Origin of the sequence: Streptomyces sp. NBC_00005 (assembly GCF_045160215.1) — a bacterium.
Lineage (GTDB): Bacteria > Actinomycetota > Actinomycetes > Streptomycetales > Streptomycetaceae > Streptomyces.
Window position 1 is genome coordinate 7,351,295 of record NZ_CP108316.1, and the last position, 20,713, is coordinate 7,372,007.

Here is a 20,713-nt window from a genome sequence, read left to right on the forward strand (position 1 = left end):
GGACACGGCGCGTACCGAGGCGTGGAGGAGCGGGTGGAGCTGTCGCCGGAGCAGGAGGCGCGGCGGATCGCCGCGGTGCGTCGCTACGACATCCTGGACACTCCGCCCGACGGTGCCTTCGACCGGATCGCCGCGCTGGCCGCCCGCCTGTTCGACGCTCCGTCCGCCACGGTGACGATCGTGGACACCGACCGGGTCTGGTTCAAGGCCGCGTACGGTCTGGCCGGGGTCACGCAGATCGGCCGGGACCCGGGGCTGTGCACCTCGGCGATCCTGACCGGCGGCCCTCTGGTCGTCCCCGACACCCTCGACGACCCGGTCGCCCGCGCCCACTGGCTGGTGACCGGTCCCGCTCGGGTGCGCTTCTACGCCGCCGCCCCGATCACCACCAGCGACGGTCACCGCCTGGGCACCGTGGACGTCCTGGACACCAGGCCGCGCCGCATCACACCGGACCAGGCCACCGCCCTGACCGACCTGGCCGCGCTCGTCATGGACGAACTGGAGCTACGGCTGTCCGCGCTGCGCATGCTCCGTGTCGAACGGGAACTGGTGGAGGTAGAGCACGCGGCACGGGAGCGCGCCGAGCGGGACCGGTCGGAGATCGCCGCGTATGCCTCCACCCTCCAGCGCACCCTGCTGCCCCCGGCACTGCCGGAGGTGCCGGGCCTGGAGGCCGCCTGCCACTACACCACCGCCTCGGTCCACGACGTCGGCGGCGACTTCTACGACGTCTTCCCGCTCGGCGCCGGGCGGTGGGCGTTCTTCCTCGGTGACGTCAGCGGCCGGGGCGCACCGGCAGCCACGCTCACCTCGCTGATCCGCTACACCCTGCGCTCCACCGCCCTGCTGGAGCGCGACCCGTGCGCCGTACTGCGGGCGCTCAACACCGCCCTGCTGTCGGCATCGTCCGACGGCAGCGGCTTCTGCACCCTGGTCTTCGGCACCCTCGCCCCCGAGCCCGCGGGCGGCTTCGCCCTCACCCTGGCCGGAGGCGGCCATCTCCCGGCCCACCATCTGCGCCCCGCCCGCCGCGACGGGCCCGACCGGGCGGTCGCCCGAACCGAGCCGGTGAGCCTCGACGGAGGCATGCTCGTCGGCGCCCTGCACCACGCGGACTTCGTCTCCCGGGCCGTTCAACTCCTGCCCGGCGAGGCGCTCTTCCTCTACAGCAAAGGACTCACCGAGGCCCGTACCTCCCAAGGCGCCCGGTTCGGCGAGCGTGGCCTGGCCGCCCACCTCACCCACCATGCCGCCACCAACCGGGCCCTGGGTGCCGCCGCGATCATCGGCGACCTGACCTCGCTGCTGGACACCTTCCCCGCAGGACCCGCCGACGACGTCGCGCTCCTCGCCCTCAGTGCGACCTCGGCAACACCCGCCACAGCACCCTCCGGAGCCTCGGGCACCGCGCACACCAGCCTGCCCTCACGAGCACCCTGACGGAACCGCGGCGCGTTCTCCGCGACCAGGCGTGCGCTCGAACGGGATTCGGCCATGGTGCGACGGACGGGCGCGGAACGCCTACGCCCTGCTTCCGAGGTCCTTGCGGGTGCGACCCGCGGGATCGTCCCTGTCGGCCGACGGGAGGGGGAGGAGGGGCGGGTGGGGTGGCGGAATCTGGTTCCGCGTCCACCACGGGCCATGTCGTTGTGGTTCTCTGGCGGGACGTCGGCCGCGGCCCCCCACCCGGGGGCCGCCGTACGTGACCGAGGCGATCCCGCGTACATGATGCAGGGATGCGCCCGACGAACCGACGTGTCCGCCGCGCCCTGTCCCCGCGTGCCCCGTGCGAGAGAAGGGTTCTCCCATGCCGGTTCCGCGCGCGCCGTCCCCGGCGTTGCCGTCGGCCGCCTCCGGTACGACGGCCGTCCTCTTCACCGCTCTCGTCGGTCTCGCCGACAGGCTCGCCGAGTGGAGCGGCGGCCGGGTGCCGACGGCGGCGGGCCGGATCACCAGTGCTCTCGTGAGCCCTCTTGCGAGTCCCCTCGCTCCGGACGACTACCTGGGCCTGATCGACCCGCTGCTGTCCGCCCGCCATCCCGCGGGCCGGGTGATCGCCGTGCGGCCGGAGTGCGCCGGGGCGGCCACGCTGGAGATCCGGCCCGGGCGCGGCTGGGCGGCGCACCGGCCCGGACAGTACCTGCCGGTGGGAGTGGAGATCGACGGCGTACGGCACTGGCGTACGTACTCGATCACCTCACCCCCGAAAGCGCCGGGCCGGACACTGACCATCACGGTCAAGGAGCAACCCGGCGGCCGGGTCTCCCCGCACCTCTTGCACCGGACCCGTCCCGGCACCGTGCTCCGACTCGGCCCCGCACAGGGCGAGTTCACGCTGCCGGAGGATCCGCTGCCGCGGCGGATGCTGATGGTGACGGCGGGCAGCGGCATCACCCCGGTGGCGGGGATGCTGCGCACCCTCGCGCGCCGCGGCTTCTCCGGGCCCGCCCCCGACGTCGTACTCCTGCACAGCGCACCCGGCCCGGACGCGTTCCTCTTCCGGGCCGAACTGGCCTCTCTGGCAGCCCGGTTGCCCTGGCTGAGCGTCCACGCGCGGTACACCCGTACCGCGGGCCGGCTGGTCCCCGAGCACCTGGGCGTGCTCTGTCCGGACTGGTACGACCGGGAGACCTGGGCCTGCGGTCCGGACGGACTGCTCGACGCACTGGAGCGGCACTACGCGGCGGCCGGTGCCGGTGAGCGGCTGCGCGTGGAGCGATTCCGGCTGACGCCCGTACGGCCGCAGGACTTCGACGCGTCGGGCGGCCGGGTCCGGTTCGAGCGCAGCGGCATCGAGGCCGACGCGTCCGCGTCCGTGCCCCTGCTGGAGACCGGGGAGGCGGCGGGGGTGGCGATGCCGTACGGCTGCCGCCGGGGGATCTGCTTCGGCTGCCTCGTCCCGCTGGTCCACGGCCGCGTCCGCGATCTGCGGACCGGTGAACTGCACGGTGAACCAGGTGAGTTGATCCAGACCTGCGTCAATGGTGCGGCAGGTCCGCTCACCCTCGCTCTCTAGGCCCCTCAAGGAGCCTGCGATGTCCACAACTGCCGTACTCAGCAACGCGACCGGGGAACCGACAGAGGAATTGGGCGAGGAGCTCGACCGGATCCGCGCCGAGATCGTCGCGGCGCGCGGCGCGGAGGACGCCCGCTACATCCATGCGGTGATCGCTGCCCAGCGCGGCCTGGAGACCGGCGGCCGCGCCGCCCTCGCCGTATCCCTCTTTCCGCCCGCCTGGCTCGCGGGCACCGCGATGCTGACCACCGCCAAGATCCTGGAGAACATGGAGCTGGGCCACAACATCCTGCACGGCCAGTGGGACTGGATGGGCGACCCGGCGATCCACTCCACCACCTGGGAGTGGGACTTCCTCACCCCCGCAGACGCCTGGAAGCACACCCACAACCACCTGCACCACACGTACACCAACGTCGTCGGCCTCGACCGGGACCTCGGCTACACGATCCTGCGCATGAGCCCGGACCAGCCCTGGCATCCGGTCCACCTCCTCCAGCCGCTGTACACCGCCCTGCTCGCCCCCGTCTTCGAGTGGGGCATCGCCCTCTACGACCTGGAGGCGGACGCCGTGCCGTCCGGCCGCAAGAGCGTGCGTGCCCTCCTCGGCGACCTGGCCGGCCTGGCCCGCAAGGCCGTGCGCCAGGCGGCCAAGGACTACATCCTCTTTCCCCTGCTCGCCGGCCCGTCCGCGCTGCCGTGCCTGGCCGGCAACGTCACCGCGAACGGGCTTCGCAACATCTGGGCGCACACCGTGATCTTCTGCGGCCACTTCCCCGGCGACGTCCAGACCTTCTCGTACGAGGAGGAACAGCTGGAGGGCGAGACGCGCGGTCAGTGGTACCTGCGCCAGATCCAGGGCTCGGCGAACATCGAGGGCAGTCCCCTCCTCCACCTGCTCACCGGCAATCTGAGCCACCAGATCGAGCACCACGTCTTCCCCGACCTGCCCAGCAACCGGTACGCCGAACTCGCGCCACGGGTGCGTGAGATCTGCGCCCGGCACGGGATCACGTACGTGAGCGGGCCGCTGTGGCGCCAGTACGCGTCCATGTGGGGCCGCGTCCTGAGTCACTCGGTGCCGGATGCCTCCCGGCGCCGCCGGGTTCGGGCCGGATGACGGGCGCGGGCACAGAGACGGAGAGGTACGGGCCGCACCAGCCGCAGTAGCATGGAACGTGGGTTGGCTCACTCTCACGTGCAGCCGCCCGGAAGGGCGACTCCGGCGTGGTTGCGCCGGAGTCGTTGATCGCCCTTGTAGCCGTCGGTCGGGCCCTGGCCGGGAGTACTCTGGAAGTACCGAGAACACTTCGTACATGGGCGTTCCCGCTCGTGTCGCTCTCGGCGATTCACAACGCCGGGCCGGTGCGGGCCGGCCCGGGGCAGGGTCCGCGTCATGACCGCAACCATGATCCACAAGCCTGCGGTCGAAGACCGAACCCCCTCTTCCTCTTCGCCGCTTCTGCGGCTCCAGTTGGCGCCGACCGGCAGTGCCCCTGCCTTGATCGACGGCGCATGGTGGCCACGCTCCCGCGATCTGACGGCTGAACTTCCGGCGCTCGTCGCGGTTCTGGACCCACTGTGGGGGCGGATCACACGCGTCACCGTGAATCCCACGTTCTGGCCGGTCGTCCCCCGCAGAGTCCCCGTCCACGGGCACGTGGTGAAGGTCGGCTGGTTCAGGGCCGAGCAGGACCCGCACAAACTGCTTCTGCTCTCCTACACGGTCGGCCGCTGGGACCTCCTGGTGATCCCGCCCGAGACCAGTGCCGTCACAGCCGCCCGGCTGATGACCACCGCCACGGATCCCTCGTGGAGTCTCACCGCGAGCGGCCTCATCCAGGAGGCGGAGTTCTTCCGGACCGCGGCCGAGGCCGACTGGGACTCGGCCCGGGAGCGAGTCTGGGACTCCGAGGGCGGGCAGGACGTCCGTCGTACGGCCTCTCACGGCCCCGCAGCGGTCGGCCTCGACCGCGTGCCGATGCCGGCGGCAGGAAGATGACCGGCACGGAGGCCTTCACGACCGTCACAGGTGAGGAGCGGACTGCGAACACACGGTCACGCGCGCTTCTCGGCCTACTTCGGGTATCTCCTTGCGGGCGGGGTTCTCGGCTGCTCCCGATCAACGCAACTGCATCAACAGCATCTCGCTGAGGCTGACGTCCGACGAGAGCTGCGGCGGAACGCAATCTGACGCACCGCCTGAATCCGCTCGGACTCGCTCCCCCCGGCCAGTGCCACCCGATGGGAACGCGTGTGCCCTGGGGGCACGCGACGGGCGGAGTGCGAGTGTTAGGCGCGGCCGAAAAGGGCGCCCGCTCTCAGCGGGCCAGGGCATCTGACCTAGTGTCAATAATGTCCGCGTCGACGCCTGTTGTCCGGTCGGAGCGGCCGCGCAGGAGCGCCGAGGAGGACACGGTGCCTTGGACCGATCCGTACGTGAGGAACGACGGAACACAAGTCCGGGGGGCCGGTCGCCGCGCCCCGGTGATCCCAGGCCTCCGCAGCGGACGGGTCACTCTCGGCATGGAGGGCGGGCGTACGGCTCCGGTTCCGGGCGTCTGCGGCCGTGTCGCTGTCGACGGGGGTCAGTGGTGAGCCGCCGGCCGCCGGTGCGGCGGACTCGTAAGCCCGCGAAGCGCGCCCCGACCCTGACGAAGCCCAGAGGGCCCCAGCCGTTGACGCTGACCATAGCGGCCGCCGCGGGTGTCGGGTTCTGCGGCGCCGTGGGGCAGGGGCTGCTGGGCAACTGGTGGTTGCTCGCCGTGCTCGCCGCCGTCGTGGCGGGGGCCGGTGGTCTCTGGCTCACGCAGTGGGCGGTGAGCGCCCGCTGGCAGCGGGTGCACGTGCGGAGGCTGCGCTACGGGCTCCCTCAGCTCGACGGGCTCCACCACGAGGACTTCGAGTTCGCGGTACGGGACCTGATGCGCCGTGACGGCTGTGCGGATGCCCTACAGGTGGGCGGGGCCGGGGACAACGGCGCGGATGTGACGGCGACCGATCCGCTGGGCAGGCGCTGGGTGATCCAGTGCAAGCACCGGCAGGACGGGGTTTCGGGGTCGCCGGTGGGTACCCCGGATCTGCATGTGCTCAATGGCACCGGTCGGCAGCTGCACGGCGGGGACGTGGTGGTCCTGGTGACGAACGGACGCTTCACCGCGGGGTGTGTGCCGCTCGCGAAGTCCCAGAAGCTGCATCTGGTCGACCGCGGAACGCTGGGGAGGTGGGCGGGAGGTTCACGGCCGCTCTGGGAGCTGCTTCAGCGGCTGCCCCCGCCGGGGAGACGGTCGGCGTTGTCGCCCTGAACGGACGTGGTGTCCATGCCGAGTTGTCGTTGCTTGGTGCGGCTGTTGTGCTCGACGAGGATCGGTACGCAGGCCGGCGTAGGTGGCCGTCAGCAGAGTCCGTACGGTCGGCCGAGGAGTATCCTGGTGTTACCGAGGGTATTTCGCGCACCGGCCTTCACGCCCGTGTCGTTTTCGGCGATTGATCACACCGGGCCGGTCGGGCCGGCCCGGAGCAGGGTTCGCATCATGACCGCGACCGTTTCGTACACACCGAGGCTCGAAGACCGGCCCTCCTTTCCTTCTCTCCGCGCGTCGCAGGCACTCACCGGTTCGACACCGGATCTGCTGGATGGCGCCTGGTGGTCCCGCGCCTGTTATCCGGGCGTGGAACTTCCCTCATTGACCGCCCTGCTCGATCCGCAGACGGTTCCCGTCACGGCCGCCTGGCTGATGGCCGCCGTGAGCGACCCGCTGCGCACGTCGGCCACGGGCCGGCTGATGGACGAGGCGGCGCGCCTGCGCACCGTGTCCGGGATCGACCGCGGTCCGATCTCACCGCCACGGATTCCGGCAGTCACCGCTCCGGTACTCGGCATCCCGGCCGCCGCTCTTCCGACCCCGGATCCGGCACAGGGGATGTGAGGGCCATGGAGACCTTTGTGACGGTGGCGGTGCTCCTGGCGATGGTCGCTGTGGGTGTGCTCCTGATCCATCTGCTCAACAACCAGCACGACGAGCGCATCGCCGCTTTCCACTACGGCCGCTCCTGGTCGGCTGTCCATGGGCCGGCGCCGTCGGCCCCGCGGAAGCTTCGCGGTCGTGCCGGAACGAGTGGCGCCGTCGATCGCCACGACCACCGCGACGGGGGACGCGGACGGCTCCGGCCACGGCGTCGGACCCGGATCCGGACGGCGGGGAGGTGAGTTGCCGTGTTCCCCGCCGCACCCCCCGTCAGGCTTCTGGCGGACACCAGCAGTGAGCCGGTGCTTCCCGGCACCGCGGTCCTGCGGATGGAGACGACAGCCAAGCGCACGGGGACGTTCGACGGAGCGTGGTGGCCGCGGACCCGCGACCTCAAGAGCGAGCTGTCGGGGCTCCTCACCGCGCTGACGGCTCGTCTGGGCCCGATCGCCCGCGTGGGCCTCGACGCGAGCGATTGGGACGGGTCCCCTGGCCATCTGTTCGTCGACGGGCACATGGTCCGCATCGACTGGTCCGCCGTGGGCGACAACACCATGATCGTCACCCGTGGCGACCAGGACCACTTCCTGTTCCTGGTGATCCCGCCGGGGACCGCTGTCGGCCCCGCGCACGCCGCGATGGTCTTGGCCGTACAGGACGACAACGCCGTCTCGGCCGAGCGGATTCTGGCCGCCACCGGTATCACCCGGTCCGACCGGAGCGACTTACCGCAGAGTTCCCCCGGCTGAGCCGGGCCGATGCAGCAGGGCCTCGACGGCAGCGCGTTCCCCCACGTGGCCTCGGCCCGCCGTTCCCACCACTCCTGTCGGATCACGGTTGTGCGTTGGATGGCATGCGCCTCTTGGCGATCGCGACGTCCGGCCCGGCTGGAGCCGTCCCGGAGCCCGTGGCTGGCGGTCCACTTCACCGTCACCTGTGGTGGTCGTGGTCCCGACGGTCCTCGCGCCGCCAGCGCGCCCGGTTCTGGCGGCTGTAGCGGCGGTCCCAGCGTTCGCGACGGTCCCGGCGCTCCCGGTAGTCCCGGTAATCCCCGAGGTCGGAACCGCCGCTGCGGCTCCCGCCTCCGCCACGATCACGGCCGTAGCGGGTGGCGCCGTAGACCAGCACCGCCGCGGCCGCCCACCAGACGGGCTGCAGGAAGCCGAAGCCGAACAGGACCGCGATGAGGATGAGGAGCAGGACGAACACGACGGGCCTCCCCGGGAGCGGGACACAGCTTCGATACCGGGGACTGGGGCCTCACCCCACAGCGTAGTCCTGCCCAAAGGTTGCGGATACGGGTGGCGTCAGCGCGTCCTGCCTGGCCGGCATGGATGGCTGCTTGCCACCTGTCGGGGTACCGCTGCGAGGGCTAGCGTGCGCCATGCCGCCCCTGCCCCCGGCAGCGTCGCACCGCCAGCGCGCTCCCCAGGGGGCGCACCCCGCGCATCGGTGTCGGAACCCGCCGCGTCACGAGCGAGGCCGTTCCCGCACGCCCCGTCATCACGCTACTGGTGCACCCGATGCGCCCCGAGCGGGCACCGAGCTGCTGCCCGCCGCGTCGCACGCGTCCCACAACAGGCGGTACACATGTACGCGCTGATCATTCCTGCGTTGACCCCCTTCGTCCTGCTCGCCACCGTGCTGGCCCTGTCCTGGTGGGAGGACCACATCCTGCCGACACTGCCGGCCGGACCGGTCGAAGCCCTCGCCGAGGCTCCGTTCACCCCGGCGGTCCCGGCGCAGTTCCCACAACCGCCCAATGTCGACGCTGCGTTGACAGGGGGGATGCCGGGCGTTGACTGACAACACGGCGTAGGGCCATGCCAGGGCTACGTCCACCGCCGCGGCGGCCGCACAGGCGTCACGACCGGTCGGCCGGCTCCGACTCAGCGATCCGTACGGCCTCCACGACGAACGCCACGGGCAGTCGCTTGTCGTCCTGGCGGGCGAGAAAGCGCCGAGGGATCGACGAAGCCTGTCCAGTCGCCGCCGGCGGTGAACCGGGCTCCCTTTCCTGAGCCGTTACGCGCCTGTCGTTGAGCCGGGGCGGACGATCATCAGGACCACCACGATCAGCCAGGCGAGGGCGAACAGGCCGGTGATCATCGACAGGCGGGGCAGCCGGGCGATCAGGGACTCCGTGGCGGTCGGCGTCCGTTCGGGTTTGTCGAGCCGGATGAGCACGTCGTCCTGGGTGCCGAGCACCGCGATGCCCAGCAGGACGGCGGCCACCGCTGTCAGAGCCATGGAGGCGATGAGCCAGGCGCTGCCGGTACTGCGCCGCCGGCGCTCCGGCCACGTGATCAACATCAGTTCCATCGTGGGCTTCGCCACCGCGCCGGGCTGGGGCATCTACGCCTCCACGAAGTTCGCCGTCGAGGGCTTCACCGAGACCCTCCACACCGAACTGGCCCCCCTCGGCATCCACGTGACGCTCGTGGAACCCGGCTTCTTCCGCACCGACTTCCTCGACCCACCAGCCTCCACACCGGCCCCGACACCATCGACGACTACGCGCCCACCGCCGGTGAGATGCGTGCGGCCGCCGCGAGCCTGAACCACACCCAGCCCGGCGACCCCGTCAAGGCCGCGCGCGCCATCGTGGAGATCGCCGCCGCCCCCGAGCCGCCCCTGCGCCTCCCGCTCGGAGCCGACACCCTGCAAGCCTTCGACGCCAAACTGGGCACCTTCCGCAAGGAGTTGGACGCCTGGCGGCACGTCGCCCTCGCCACCGATCACGACTAGGACAACACCCCTGCATCCGCCGCCTTCGCCCCACGGTCCGAAGCCACTCGGGACCTTCGGCCGCGCTTCGATCACCCATGACCGGAAGGACGTTCCCGTGACCGCACAACAACCGTCCGCGGCAGCACGCCATTACCGGCAGGGCGACCTGCGCGGGAAGATCGACGAAGCGCTCGACCGCCTCACCCGGGGCATACGGCGCTCACCACGGTGGGGCGGTCGAGGCCCCCACGACGAACTGGGTGGTCGGCTCCGAGCGGTGGCACACCAGGGGCTGTCCGGCGGCGAGGCGGAGCGTGCTCGCAGCGCGGTAGGACCCCTGCATGATCACCAGGCTGTGGGAATCGGCCAGTAGGTCCGACGTACGCACCTGGGCGGCGCGGCTGTGTCGACCCTGGCGTGGTGGTGAGGGCTCAGGAGTCGGTCGGCGCCGGCGTGGGTGTGGTGGGGATCGGCTTGTCGAGCATCGTGCAGATCGCGGCGTTCAGGAGGGCCTGGTTGGTGGCGGCGGTCTTGGGGTTCGCGATGCCGAAGATGGTCGTGGTGAAGACCGAGACGGTGCGTCGGCCGGTGTTGTCGGTGTAGTCCCAGCTGGAGTAGCCGGGGACCTGGCCGTCGTGGCCCCAGACGGTGCCACAGGGGGTGACCTTCTTCTCCAGGCCGAGGCCGTAGCGGTTCGGGTTGCCGCTCTCCTCCGCGACCGTGGTCTTCATTTCCTTGAGCTGGGCGGGCGGCAGGAGCTTGCCGGACATCAGCGCGGTGTCGAACCGGGCCCAGTCCTGCGCGGTGGAGACCATGCCCCCGGCGGCCCATTCCGTGCTGAGGTTGATCCGGGTGGTGTCGACGTAGCCGGCGGGCCGGGCGGGGCCGACGAACGCCGTCCCGGCGGGCGTGCCGGCGGGAAGCACAGGGGCCAGGTGGGCGGCGTCGGGTTCGTAGCCGTGGGCGAGATCGGGGCTCTTCGTCACGTCACCGGAGTCGGTGACCAGGTAGGTGTTCTTCAGGTGCAGCGGCTTGGCGATCCGCTTCTGGATCAGGTCGCTCAGGCTGTGTCCGGTGGCCTTCTCGGCGACCAGGCCGAGCGCTACGTAGTTGGTGTTGCTGTAGGAGTAGCCGGTACCGGGCACGAACAGCGGGTCGTGCCGGACGGCCGCGGCGATCAGGTCCTCGGGGGTCCACTGCCTGGGGTCCTGACCGGTGAACGCCTTCAGGACGTCGGGGTCGTAGGTGTAGTTGGACAGGCCGCTGGTGTGGTCGAGCAGCATCCGCAGGGTGATCGCGGACCCGTTCGGGATGAGGCCGGGCAGCCATTTCTCCACCGGGTCGGTCAGCCGGAGCCGGTGTTCGGCGACCAGTTGGAGAACCACGGTGGCGACCATCGTCTTGGTGTTGGAACCCATCCGGAACTCGTCGCTCGCGGCGAGCGTGTGGTCGGCCCTGGTCCAGGGCGCCTGCCGGGTGATCGCGATCGCCGGCCCGTTGCCCTTGTCGATACGTACGACGACGCCGGGGGCTCCGGCGGCCACGTTCTGCTGGGCGAGCCTTGCCAGTTGGGCTTCCTGGGTTGTTACCGCGCTGGGTCGTCCGGTCGGGGTGTGGGCGGTGCCCTGCGCCGCGGCGGACGTCTCGCAGGCCGTGAGCGAAGCCGTGAGTGCCGTGGCCAGGGCCAGGGTCAGGTATGCCCGCCGAGCGGGGCGCGGGTTGGGCGGGTAGGGCGTGTTCCGGGGCATGAGGTGTCCTCCTGGACAGGGGGATGGGTCGATCGAATCCGCGTGGGGCTTGTGCCGCGCCACGCCTTCCGACCGCTCCAGCCTCCCGGCCACGGGGACGGAGAACACGGGTGCTGGGCCCCCGCGATGGTGGAGGTAACCCCAGTGCGCGGACGTCGGCCCGCCGGTCATCATCAACTTCTGGCCCGAGGCACGACGATGGAGCGTGATGACCTACTCCGGCGAGCGTCATTCCCCCCGTGGCACACCGCAGTCGGGGGAACGTCCCGCTACCGGTGTTGCCCCGCGACCTGGGCTCGCCCCGCGCGTCGGTCTCGCCCTGCGTTCCGGTCTCGCCCCGCGGATGACCCTGCTGGGCTGGTCCCTGGTGCTGCTGCTCGGCGCGGTCCTGGGTTTCGGTCTGCTCACACTCTGGATCACCTCGGTGGCGGTCGTAGCGCTCGGGGTCGGCGTACCACTGACCCTGCTGTCGACCGTCCTGGTGCGCTGGTTCGCCGATCTGCACCGCCAGTGGGCCGCCGACCGGCTCGGTGAACCGGTGGAACGTCCCTACTTGCCGACGCCCGACGGCAGTTGGCCGGTACGGCTGTGGGCGATCCTGCGTGACCCGGCGACCTGGCGGGACTGGGCCTGGCTGGTGGTCAACTCGATCACCGGATGGTTCACCTACGGGCTGTCGTTCCTGCTCTTCCTCGCCGGCGTCTTCTACCTGAGCTATCCGTTGCTGTACGCGCTGACCCCTGCCGAGGTGTTCCGTACGCCGCTGGGCAACGGCTTTCGTCTGCACAGCGTCCAGGAGTCGTTCGCGCTGGTTCCGCTCGGCCCGGTGTTCTTCCTGCTCTGGTACGCCACCGCCGCGCGGCTGGCGAACCTCGACGCCCTGGTGATCCGCTCCCTGCTGGCGCCGACCGCGCAGGCCCAACTGCGGGCCCGTGTCGCGCACTTGGCCGCATCGAGGGCCGATACCGTCGACATCCAGGCGGGCGAACTGCGCCGTATCGAACGGGACCTGCACGACGGCGCGCAGGCCCGACTGGTGTCGCTGGGCATGAGTCTGGGTCTGGCCGAACAGCTCCTGCACGACGATCCGCAGGCCGTCCAGGAACTGTTGGCCGAGGCCCGCGCATCGACCGCCGGCGCCCTGGCCGAACTGCGCGACCTGGTACGCGGCATCCATCCGCCGGTGCTCGCGGACCGGGGCCTGGACGGCGCCCTGCAGGCCCTGGCCCTGGCCAACCCGATACCGACGACGGTGGTCACCCGCCTGCCCGGACGGCTGCCCGCGCCGGTCGAGTCCGCGGCTTACTTCGCCGTCGCCGAGGCCCTGACGAACGCCATCAAGCACGCGCAGGCCCAACACATCCGGATCACCGTGGAGTTCACGCCCCATCCGGACAGGAGGGCGGGGCTGCTGACGATGCGGGTGTGGGACGACGGTCGCGGCGGCGCCAGCCCCGACGCTGGAACCGGCACCGGCCTGCGGGGCATCGCGCGCCGGCTGGCGGCCTTCGACGGCACCCTGACCGCCGACAGTCCGCCCGGCGGACCCACCGAGATAAGGATGTCGCTGCCGTGCGCATCGTCATAGCCGAAGACCTCGCCCTGCTCCGGGAGGGCCTGATCAGGATCTTCCGCGCCAACGGCTTCGAGGTCGTCGACGCCGTCGACAACGGCCCTTCCCTGATCAGGGCGTTGACCACCCACCGGCCCGACGTCGCGGTGGTCGACGTACGGCTGCCTCCGACCTTCACCGACGAGGGCCTGCGCGCCGTGATCGACGTACGCAAGCGGATCCCCGGCCTGCCCGTCGTGGTGCTCTCGCAGTACGTCGAGCAGCTGTACGCCAGGGAGTTGATGTCGGACCGCGCCGGGGCGGTGGGCTACCTGTTGAAGGACCGGGTGATGGACGTCGGCCAGTTCGTCGCCAACATCCGGCAGGTCGCCGCCGGCAGCACGGTCATGGATCCCGACGTGGTCAGGGCCCTCCTCACACACCGCTCGGCGGACCCGCTCCTGCTGGAGCTGACCCCGCGTGAGCACGAGGTGCTCTCGCTGATGGCGCAGGGCCGCTCCAACGCCGCCATCGCCGGCCGGATGTTCGTCAGCGAGAAGACCGTCAGCAAGCACAGCTACAGCATCTTCACCAAGCTCGGACTCGAACCGTCCGAGGACGACAACCGCCGGATCCTCGCCGTACTCGCCTACCTGGAAGGCTGATTCGCCACCGAACGACTCAAGTCGGCGCGGAGGCAGGGGAGTCAGCCCGCCTCCGCGCGGAGTCCGTCGCGCAGGCGGCGTAGGTCGTCGGCGTGGCGGCCCAGGCCGTTGACGCGCAGGCGGGCGGCCTCGGTGCGGGGCTCCCGGTGGACCGTGAAGGCCAGGTTCAGGGACTCGCGCAGCATCCAGAGGTCGTAGGCCAGCAACCGTGCCGCGTGGGCCTGCGCCCGTACCAGGTCCGGTTCGGTGAGTTCGAGGTCCTGCAGTCGCGTGCGCAGACGGTGCAGGGTGATGCTCTGCCGGCCGCACGCGCGTGCCGTCTGGCGGGAGACGGGCCCCGGTTCGCCGCAGGCGGCCACCGCCGCGTCGGCCGGGGTCTGCGCGGCGACCGCCTCGTCCAGGACGGCCACCAGTGCGCGCAGCTGGGCCGGGCGCGACGGGCGGGCCGGGGCGGGGCGGTGGTGGAGGCGCGCGAGGCTCCGTACGGCACGGTGCCACCGGACGGTGCCCGGGGGTGTGCGTATCCGCATGGCTCCAGTGTGCGCCTCGGCGGTCCGCGGACGTCAGTGCGGAGCGGCGGTTTTCCGTTCCGCCTCGGTCAGGGGCGGGGCCTGCAGGTGCGGCTTCCTCGGGCCGAACAGCATCGGGATCAGCATGTCGGGCGAGAAGAGGCGGGTCGCGGGCTTCTCGAGGCTCATGACGTCGAGGAGGGCGCCGAGGGCGCGCGGGTTGCGGGCTCCGGTGGCGACGGCGTGGTCGACGAAGCGGGCGAGGAAGCGTTGCAGGGCGGTCGGGGGCGTGGCCGTGGCGCCGGGGTAGAACGCGTCCTGGCCCACGGCCAGGTCCCAGGCGGTGGCGACCGGGCGGGCTGCGGCGCGCTGGACGCGGCGGGCGGTGCCGGGCGCGGTGAGGGAGGCGGAGCTCAGGACGGTGCGCAGGGCGAGGGCGCACTGGGCGGCGACGGTGAGTCCGTGGCCGTAGACCGGGTTGTAACCGGCGATCGCGTCGCCGAGGACCGTGAAGCCGTCGGGCCAGGGCCGCATCTTCTCGAAGTAGCGGCGCCGGTTGGCGGTGCTGCGGGTGGTGGCGACGGCGCCGAGCGGCTCGGCGTCCTTGATCAGTTCGCCGATGACCGGGTCGCCGAGGGCGAGGGCGAAGTCCGCGAAGGCTTCGGGGTCGGCGCCGGGTTCGCCGCCACGGGTGCCGGACAGGGTGACGACCCAGCGGTCGCCCTCGACGGGCAGGATGATGCCGCCCCGGCCGGGCGCCTTCGCGGCGTTCGCCTGGACGTTGACGATCGGGAAGTCGCCGGCGGCGGATGTGCCCGGGGCCCGGTAGAGACGGGTGGCGTAGGCGACGCCGGCGTTCACCTCGCGTTCGGTGACCTGCGGCAGGCCGAGGTCCGTGAGCCAGCGGGGTGCGTGGGAGCCGCGGCCGGAGGCGTCGACCACGAGATCGGCGGACAGGGTGAGTTCCTCGTCGCCGGTGCGGACGCGGACGCCCGTCACGCGGGCGGCGTCGCCCTCCAGGCCCAGGGCGGTGGTGTTCTGACGGAGCGTCATGCGGTCGTCGGCGAGGACGCGGGCGCGTATCACCGCGTCGAGCAGGTCGCGGGAGCACACCAGGTTGCGGTGGTGGGTGGCCGTGAAACGGCGGAACCAGATCTCGTTGGGGGCCCGGGAGACCATGTCGCCCATGATGTGCACCAGCCGGGCGCCCTTCGCGACGAGCTCCTCGACGAGGCCGGGCAGCAGCTCGTCGAAGGCCCCGACGCCACCGCTCCACACCAGGTGCGCGTGCCGGGCCTGGGGAACGCCGCGGCGGGGCTCGGGCCCCTCGGGCAGCGCGTCCCGCTCGACGACCGTGACGTCGGCGAACTCGGCGAGCACGGCCGCGGCGAACAGGCCGGCGATGCTGCCGCCGATGACGACGGCGGAGGGCCGGCGGGCGGTGAGTCTGTCAGGCATGGGTGATCGTGCTTTCTGTGCTGGTCAGCCGTCGGCGGAGGGCGCCGACGGTGCGAGGGCGCCGCAGCGCCCGGGAGACGGACTCGATGTCGCCGGTCACCTGGGCGCCGGCCTGCGCGGACCCGGCGCCGGCCGCGGGCGGGGCTCCGGCGCGCCGGGCGTCGAGCGCGGCGAGGACCGCGACGGCGCCGGCCACCCCTCGCGCCCTCGCCTCGTCGTCGGCGGGCAGTGCGGCCTCGTAGGCCCGTTGGTACAGGACGTGGTCGACGTACGGGTTGAGCAGGCGCAGGGCGTCGTGGATGCGCTGGCGGCGCTGCATCAGGCGCAGGTCCAGCGGGGCCCAGAAGCCGAGGCGGGCCGGTGCGGCCGACGCTCCGAGGACGTGCACCGCCCGCCACAGCGGCCGGAGCCGCCGGTGTTCGCGCTGGTCGCGGACCCACCTCTGCAGAAACGGTCCCACCTGCGGCACCAGGAACCCGAGCGCCACCAGGGCCGCTTCCATGAGCGCGAAGGGCGGGGCCGCGGTGGTGCTGAGGGCATCCCAGTCGGTGCCCGACCAGCGGGCGCCGACCGCCGTCAGTTTCGCCGCGTCGAAGAGCAGGCCGGACGCGAAGCCGAGCTGAAGGAGGACGACCCCCGATTTCAGCCAGCGGTTCTCGACCTCCGGGAACCACTTCCACAGCATGGAGGCGGCGACCAGGCACGACACCATGTGCGCGGTCAGATAGAGCAGGATGTGCTCGCGCATCCACGGCGTGTCGGCGTAGTAGGTGTCCAGGTCGTAGATCCGCGGCTCGGGCGCGTCGGCCAGCAGGAACGTCCCCCACAGAGCGACGACCACGCCCGCGTACGCCCAGTAGATGCGGCGCATCCTGCGGCGGCGGCGCTCGGACGGCTCCTCGCGCCACCGGATGATCATCGTCAGGCCGGTGGCGCAGAACGCGGTCAGGAACGAATAGGCCCAGGGCGAGGCGATGTTGGGCACGCCCGTCAGATCGTTGAGCCGCTCGATGTTGACGGGTGTGATGACGACGAGGACGGCCGTGGCCCAGGTCAGCAGCAGGGTCGTCGCCCGTACGTCGGGATCGCGCCAGGCACGCACGAACGTCGGGAGCTTCACGACGAGCGCCGTCGCCAGCAGTGCGGTGGGCACGGCGTACGGGATGTGGAAGCGAGGGTCCATCAGAGGATGCGACCGCCGCGGTTGCTCAGCGACAGGTTGATACGGCCCTCCACCGTGGCCGGTGTGACCGGGCCCTGCGCGTACCGCCCGGTCATCCAGGTGCGCACCTCGCGGCCGAAGAGCAGGCCGAACGTCTCCGCGTCCACCTCGTGATCGTCGGCCGAGGCGGACCGCGCCGCCACCGTACGGCACAGCCCGCGGGGGACCTCCTCGGAGGCGAGGACCTGCTGTGCGGCCAGCCGCAGCGCCTCGGGCGTCTGGCCGCCGGTGAGGGCGCGTGCGGCCGCCGGGCCGACGGCGTGGCCGTCGCAGGAGCCCTGCTCCTCGTGCCACAACTCGTGGCCCAGGATGACCAGTTGGGCCTCGGCGACCGTGCCCTCCTCCACCACGATGATGGATCGGTCCCCGCAGTCCAGGCGCATGCCCGACACGGGGATCTCCGGCGGGAACGCCCGGAACACCAGCTGGACCGGCCGCCCGGCGCGGACACTCATGGCCCGGCAGAACCCCTCCATCACGGCCCTCGGTTCCGCCGGCCGTGAGATCGACTTCGACGCCTCCTTGCCCAGGGCGGCCAGCAGGGACTTCATCGCCTTGGTGGTGGTCATCGGATGGTGTCCTTCTCCCGGGATTCACGGGATTCACGGGATGAGCGGGATGTGCCGAATTCGCGGGAGACCCCGGCCTGTTGGGCTTCCTGCGGTATCGCCGATCTGATGACCCCTTCCAGGAGCCGGTCCAGCTGCTCCGGTGTCATCGCGCCGTGCCGCCGCAGGTCGGCGGCCTGTACGCCGTAACGGTCCATCAAGGCCCGTACGGGATCCGGCTGTTCGGCCCGGCCCTCCAACTTCCGCAGGACGGGCAGCAGTACGCGGTCCAGAGCTTCGGCGGCCGGTGCCGTGAAGAACGCCTCTCCTCCCTCGACGCCGAAGAACTCCACCAGGCCGTGCAGGAATTCGACGCTGGGCACCTTCTTGCCGGCGCACACCTGACGCGCCCAGTACTCGGAGACGCCCAGACGTCGGTGGATGTCGGCGGCGAGATCCGACATACGGCCGCCCGTACGCGCCAGATGGGCGTCCGCCAGGGTGCTGAGGCGGGTGCAGACACGGTCGTTGACCTTGTCGGCCGGAGCGGTGCCGCCCTTCAGCAGGGTGCGCACGGTGCTCTCGGGCAGGGCCGTCCCGGCCGCCAGTTCGCGCGGGTCGAGCAGGTCCGACCGGGCCAGGCCCTGTTCTTCGGCGAGCGCGGCGAGGCGCCGAAGAGTCTCGGGGAGATGCGTGGGTGGCTCCACCAGGTGCTCCCTGAGCCGGAGATCGACGACTGTGGTGCGGTGCGCCTCGCAGCCTAGGGGTACTCCCCGGTCTCTCAACGATCGTTTATCGGCCAAAAAACGATCGTTGAGTTGGACAGGCGCCCAGGGGGCATCCTCCTCCCGGGGGAGTAGAGGACCCGGGTCTGCTCCTGCTGCGGAGGCAGTGCATGTGCCTCCGTGGGCACGATGTGCCGGGATGCCGCACGGACCAGCTGGTTCATGTCAGCCAGTAGGTCCCGAGGCCCGAGGAGGGCGTCATGAACCGCCAGATCCGCGTCCGCGTCAACCGCCGGCCCTCCGCGCCCCGCGACACCACGATCGACCGCAGGACACCTTCGGGACGGATCCTGCCGTATTGATGTACGGATCGTGCCGTACCGATGTCAGGACGGATCCTGGCGTATCGGCGTCGTGGTGACGATGTCCTGGCGAGGGCGGCCCAGGCAGCGCGTGATCGCCGTGCGCAGGGCCCGGCGCAGCTCCTGCGGAGGGGCCGGGCCGTCGGTCTCCGCGCCGGCCGTGACCGCCGCGGCCACCGTGCGCAGCTTGGTGTTGGAGAGCTGGGAGGCCTCCCGCAGGACGTTCCACGCCTCGTCCGAGGTGCAGGCGTGGGTGGCCATCAGGACGCCGCGCGCCTGGTCGATGACCGGGCGGGAGACGATCGCCCGCCGCAGCTGCTCGACCTCCTCGCGCAGTACGTCCAGCTGCTCGGCGCGCTCCAGAGCCACCGCGGAGGCGGCGGGCGGGCCGGGTTCCGGGTTGGAGAGGGAGAGGTCGGAGAGGGCGGAGAGGTCGGACGCGTCGGACGGGTAGGGCAAGTCCGATGGGCAGGACAGGCCGGACGGGTCGGACGGGTCGGCCGTGTGGTGCAGGGGGTCGCTCGTGTCCAGGCCGGCGAGCTCCAGGATTCGGCGGGGCTGGCCGTTCCAGTGCGTGGCCCGTACCGGGATGCGGTGTCGGTGGCCGTAGGAGTCCAGAAGGTCCAGGAACTGCAGTCCCGCCGTGTCCATGAAGACGACGCCGCCCATGTCCAGGTCCACCCGGCTGGTGTCGGCCGGCAGGTCCTTCAGCGTCCTGGCCAGGGTGTCCGCGCAGCCGTGGACGAGCTCTCCCCGCGGAACGAGTACGGCCCGGCCCGCGTCCACGCGGCCGTCGATGACCAGGGTGTTCAGCCGCCCCGCGAGCGGTGTGTGTGCCGCTGAGGTCATGTCCCCGCCTTGGTGGTCCCCGCCTCGATGGTCCCCGACAGTGTTCTTCACGGTCCTTCAGGCCGGCGATCGCCGGTGATGTCGCGTGCCTCTTCGCCGCCGGACATCCGCCCGTGGAGCATCCAGGGAGCCTTCCCCACCCAGCTCTGCGGGGGCCCGGCGGTGCTGACCGTGCACCTGCCCCGAGCCCCTTGGAATACACCCCTGCCGAGGGAATGACAGCCGCCCGTCGGGGGTACGCGCCTCACATCGGGGAAGCTCGTGAGACAGACGGGACGGCGGTGGGCGGGTGGACCGACTGGAACTGTCGGCCGTGACCTTCGTCGAGGCCGTGGTCGCGGTGTCGACGTCATGAGCGCCACCGAGTCGTTCGCCACCCTCGACCCTTTCCTGCACCGCGCCCTCTTCTACGGCGACGAGGACGAATACGTCGCGGGCACCGTGCCCTTCGTCCGTGACGCCCTCGCGGCCGGCGAACCCGTGGCCGTGGCCGTGCCCGCGGAGAACCTCCGGCTGATCCGGGACGGACTGGGCGCCGACGCCGACTCCGTGCGGTTCCTGGACATGCGGGTGGTCGGACGCAACCCCGGCCGGATCATCCCCGCCGTGCTGCGCGCCTTCGCCGACGCCCAGCCGTCCGGCGCGCGCGTGAGCATCATCGGCGAACCGATCTGGGCTGGCCGTACACCCATCGAGTACCCCGCCTGCGTCCAGCACGAGGCGCTGATCAACGCGGCCTTCCGGGGTCGCAGCGCGACCGTCCTGTGCCCGTACGACACCCGGCGCCTCGACCCGCAGGCCGTCGCCGACGCGTACGCCACCCACCCCACCGTCGTCCGGGCCGGGTCCGGGCGGAAGGAGGACAGCGGGGCCTACGCCCCCGACGCCGTCATGGCCCGCTACAACGAACCGCTGCCGCCCGCGGTGGACGTGGTGCCCTTCCGCTTCGACGACGACTCCCTCGCCGAGGCCCGGCACCTCGCCATCGACGAGGGCGTACGGCTCGGTCTCACGCCCGCCCGCGTCGAGGACCTGGCGCTGGCCACCGCCGAACTGGCCACCAACAGCGTGGTGCACGGCGGCGGTTCGGGCTCGCTCGGGGTGTGGGCCGAGGACGGGTACGTGCTGTGCCAGGTGCGCGACAAGGGCCACCTCACCGACCCGCTCGCCGGACGCCGGCCCGCCGCCCGCGAACAGCGCGGTGGCCGCGGGCTCCTCATGGTCAACCTCGTCGCGGACCTCGTCCGCGTGCACACCGGTCCCGGCGGCACCACGGTCCGCTGCTGGTTCGCCCGTTGACCTGTTCCACGGCTGCGGTTTCCGCGGTGCGGTCTCTTCGACGGGTCTTCTACGACGTG

At 71.6% G+C, this 20,713-nt stretch carries 23 protein-coding genes; 13 read left to right on the forward strand and 10 right to left on the reverse strand.

Annotated elements, in window-relative coordinates:
* Window positions 1–33 precede the first annotated feature (33 nt).
* The 7 genes from OG303_RS33660 (at window position 34) to OG303_RS33690 (ending at window position 7,736) form a co-directional block, all read left to right on the forward strand.
* Window positions 34–1,443, forward strand: a complete 1,410-nt coding sequence (locus tag OG303_RS33660; RefSeq protein WP_405873164.1) for a PP2C family protein-serine/threonine phosphatase — start codon at window positions 34–36, stop codon at window positions 1,441–1,443.
* 367 nt (window positions 1,444–1,810) lie between these two features.
* The gene (locus tag OG303_RS33665) at window positions 1,811–3,019 is read left to right on the forward strand and encodes a ferredoxin reductase (protein WP_405873165.1); all 1,209 of its coding nucleotides are present in this window, start codon (window positions 1,811–1,813) and stop codon (window positions 3,017–3,019) included.
* A gap of 19 nt (window positions 3,020–3,038) precedes the next feature.
* Window positions 3,039–4,139, forward strand: a complete 1,101-nt coding sequence (locus OG303_RS33670) for a fatty acid desaturase family protein (protein WP_405873167.1) — start codon at window positions 3,039–3,041, stop codon at window positions 4,137–4,139.
* A gap of 276 nt (window positions 4,140–4,415) precedes the next feature.
* Complete coding sequence (locus tag OG303_RS33675; RefSeq protein WP_405873168.1) at window positions 4,416–5,021, forward strand: DUF5994 family protein; 606 nt, start codon at window positions 4,416–4,418, stop codon at window positions 5,019–5,021.
* Between the two features lie 676 nt (window positions 5,022–5,697).
* On the forward strand, window positions 5,698–6,324 hold the full coding sequence (locus OG303_RS33680) for a restriction endonuclease (RefSeq protein WP_405873169.1): 627 nt from the start codon (window positions 5,698–5,700) through the stop codon (window positions 6,322–6,324).
* A 228-nt stretch (window positions 6,325–6,552) separates the two neighbouring features.
* Complete coding sequence (locus OG303_RS33685) at window positions 6,553–6,948, forward strand: DUF5994 family protein (RefSeq protein WP_405873170.1); 396 nt, start codon at window positions 6,553–6,555, stop codon at window positions 6,946–6,948.
* A 287-nt stretch (window positions 6,949–7,235) separates the two neighbouring features.
* Entirely contained in the window at window positions 7,236–7,736 is a 501-nt protein-coding gene (locus tag OG303_RS33690; RefSeq protein WP_405873171.1) for a DUF5994 family protein, read from the forward strand.
* A 181-nt stretch (window positions 7,737–7,917) separates the two neighbouring features.
* Here OG303_RS33690 and OG303_RS33695 read toward each other — a convergent pair whose 3' ends face one another.
* Window positions 7,918–8,196: a hypothetical protein gene (locus OG303_RS33695; protein WP_405873172.1), complete on the reverse strand. Its 279-nt coding sequence runs from the start codon at window positions 8,194–8,196 to the stop codon at window positions 7,918–7,920.
* Window positions 8,197–8,577: 381 nt separating this feature from the next.
* Between OG303_RS33695 and OG303_RS33700 the strand changes: the two genes are divergently transcribed.
* Window positions 8,578–8,793, forward strand: coding sequence for a hypothetical protein (locus OG303_RS33700; protein ID WP_405873174.1), 216 nt, complete (start codon window positions 8,578–8,580; stop codon window positions 8,791–8,793).
* Between the two features lie 219 nt (window positions 8,794–9,012).
* On the opposite strand, the gene OG303_RS33705 is transcribed toward OG303_RS33700, so the two are convergent.
* Window positions 9,013–9,237 carry a hypothetical protein gene (locus OG303_RS33705; RefSeq protein ID WP_405873175.1) on the reverse strand — a complete coding sequence of 75 codons (225 nt, stop codon included), beginning with the start codon at window positions 9,235–9,237 and terminating at the stop codon, window positions 9,013–9,015.
* 7 nt (window positions 9,238–9,244) lie between these two features.
* Here OG303_RS33705 and OG303_RS33710 point away from each other — a divergent pair, with 7 nt between their 5' ends.
* Together OG303_RS33710 and OG303_RS33715 are read left to right on the forward strand one after the other, a co-directional pair.
* Entirely contained in the window at window positions 9,245–9,547 is a 303-nt protein-coding gene (locus tag OG303_RS33710; RefSeq protein WP_405873176.1) for an SDR family NAD(P)-dependent oxidoreductase, read from the forward strand.
* Entirely contained in the window at window positions 9,523–9,735 is a 213-nt protein-coding gene (locus tag OG303_RS33715; RefSeq protein ID WP_405873177.1) for a hypothetical protein, read from the forward strand. The genes OG303_RS33710 and OG303_RS33715 overlap by 25 nt, the downstream gene beginning before the upstream one ends.
* A gap of 202 nt (window positions 9,736–9,937) precedes the next feature.
* Here OG303_RS33715 and OG303_RS33720 read toward each other — a convergent pair whose 3' ends face one another.
* Together OG303_RS33720 and OG303_RS33725 are read right to left on the reverse strand one after the other, a co-directional pair.
* Window positions 9,938–10,060, reverse strand: a complete 123-nt coding sequence (locus OG303_RS33720; RefSeq protein ID WP_405873179.1) for a hypothetical protein — start codon at window positions 10,058–10,060, stop codon at window positions 9,938–9,940.
* An 88-nt stretch (window positions 10,061–10,148) separates the two neighbouring features.
* Window positions 10,149–11,465, reverse strand: a complete 1,317-nt coding sequence (locus tag OG303_RS33725; protein WP_405873180.1) for a serine hydrolase domain-containing protein — start codon at window positions 11,463–11,465, stop codon at window positions 10,149–10,151.
* A 343-nt stretch (window positions 11,466–11,808) separates the two neighbouring features.
* Here OG303_RS33725 and OG303_RS33730 point away from each other — a divergent pair, with 343 nt between their 5' ends.
* The gene (locus tag OG303_RS33730; protein WP_405873181.1) at window positions 11,809–13,053 is read left to right on the forward strand and encodes a sensor histidine kinase; all 1,245 of its coding nucleotides are present in this window, start codon (window positions 11,809–11,811) and stop codon (window positions 13,051–13,053) included.
* Entirely contained in the window at window positions 13,038–13,682 is a 645-nt protein-coding gene (locus tag OG303_RS33735; protein ID WP_405873182.1) for a response regulator, read from the forward strand. The genes OG303_RS33730 and OG303_RS33735 overlap by 16 nt, the downstream gene beginning before the upstream one ends.
* Window positions 13,683–13,723: 41 nt before the next feature.
* Here OG303_RS33735 and OG303_RS33740 read toward each other — a convergent pair whose 3' ends face one another.
* The 6 genes from OG303_RS33740 to OG303_RS33765 all read right to left on the reverse strand — a co-directional run bounded on the left by OG303_RS33740 (window position 13,724) and on the right by OG303_RS33765 (window position 19,355).
* Complete coding sequence (locus OG303_RS33740) at window positions 13,724–14,212, reverse strand: hypothetical protein (protein ID WP_405873184.1); 489 nt, start codon at window positions 14,210–14,212, stop codon at window positions 13,724–13,726.
* A 33-nt stretch (window positions 14,213–14,245) separates the two neighbouring features.
* Entirely contained in the window at window positions 14,246–15,649 is a 1,404-nt protein-coding gene (locus OG303_RS33745) for an NAD(P)/FAD-dependent oxidoreductase (protein ID WP_405873185.1), read from the reverse strand.
* Window positions 15,642–16,832 carry an MAB_1171c family putative transporter gene (locus OG303_RS33750; RefSeq protein ID WP_405873187.1) on the reverse strand — a complete coding sequence of 397 codons (1,191 nt, stop codon included), beginning with the start codon at window positions 16,830–16,832 and terminating at the stop codon, window positions 15,642–15,644. The genes OG303_RS33745 and OG303_RS33750 overlap by 8 nt, the downstream gene beginning before the upstream one ends.
* Window positions 16,832–17,440 carry a toxin gene (locus OG303_RS33755; RefSeq protein WP_405873189.1) on the reverse strand — a complete coding sequence of 203 codons (609 nt, stop codon included), beginning with the start codon at window positions 17,438–17,440 and terminating at the stop codon, window positions 16,832–16,834. Before OG303_RS33755 ends, OG303_RS33750 begins: the two co-directional genes overlap by 1 nt.
* Entirely contained in the window at window positions 17,437–18,126 is a 690-nt protein-coding gene (locus tag OG303_RS33760) for a hypothetical protein (protein ID WP_405873190.1), read from the reverse strand. Before OG303_RS33760 ends, OG303_RS33755 begins: the two co-directional genes overlap by 4 nt.
* A gap of 404 nt (window positions 18,127–18,530) precedes the next feature.
* The gene (locus tag OG303_RS33765; RefSeq protein WP_405873191.1) at window positions 18,531–19,355 is read right to left on the reverse strand and encodes an ANTAR domain-containing protein; all 825 of its coding nucleotides are present in this window, start codon (window positions 19,353–19,355) and stop codon (window positions 18,531–18,533) included.
* Between the two features lie 351 nt (window positions 19,356–19,706).
* Between OG303_RS33765 and OG303_RS33770 the strand changes: the two genes are divergently transcribed.
* Complete coding sequence (locus OG303_RS33770) at window positions 19,707–20,654, forward strand: anti-sigma factor RsbA family regulatory protein (RefSeq protein WP_405873193.1); 948 nt, start codon at window positions 19,707–19,709, stop codon at window positions 20,652–20,654.
* Window positions 20,655–20,713: the final 59 nt, after the last annotated feature.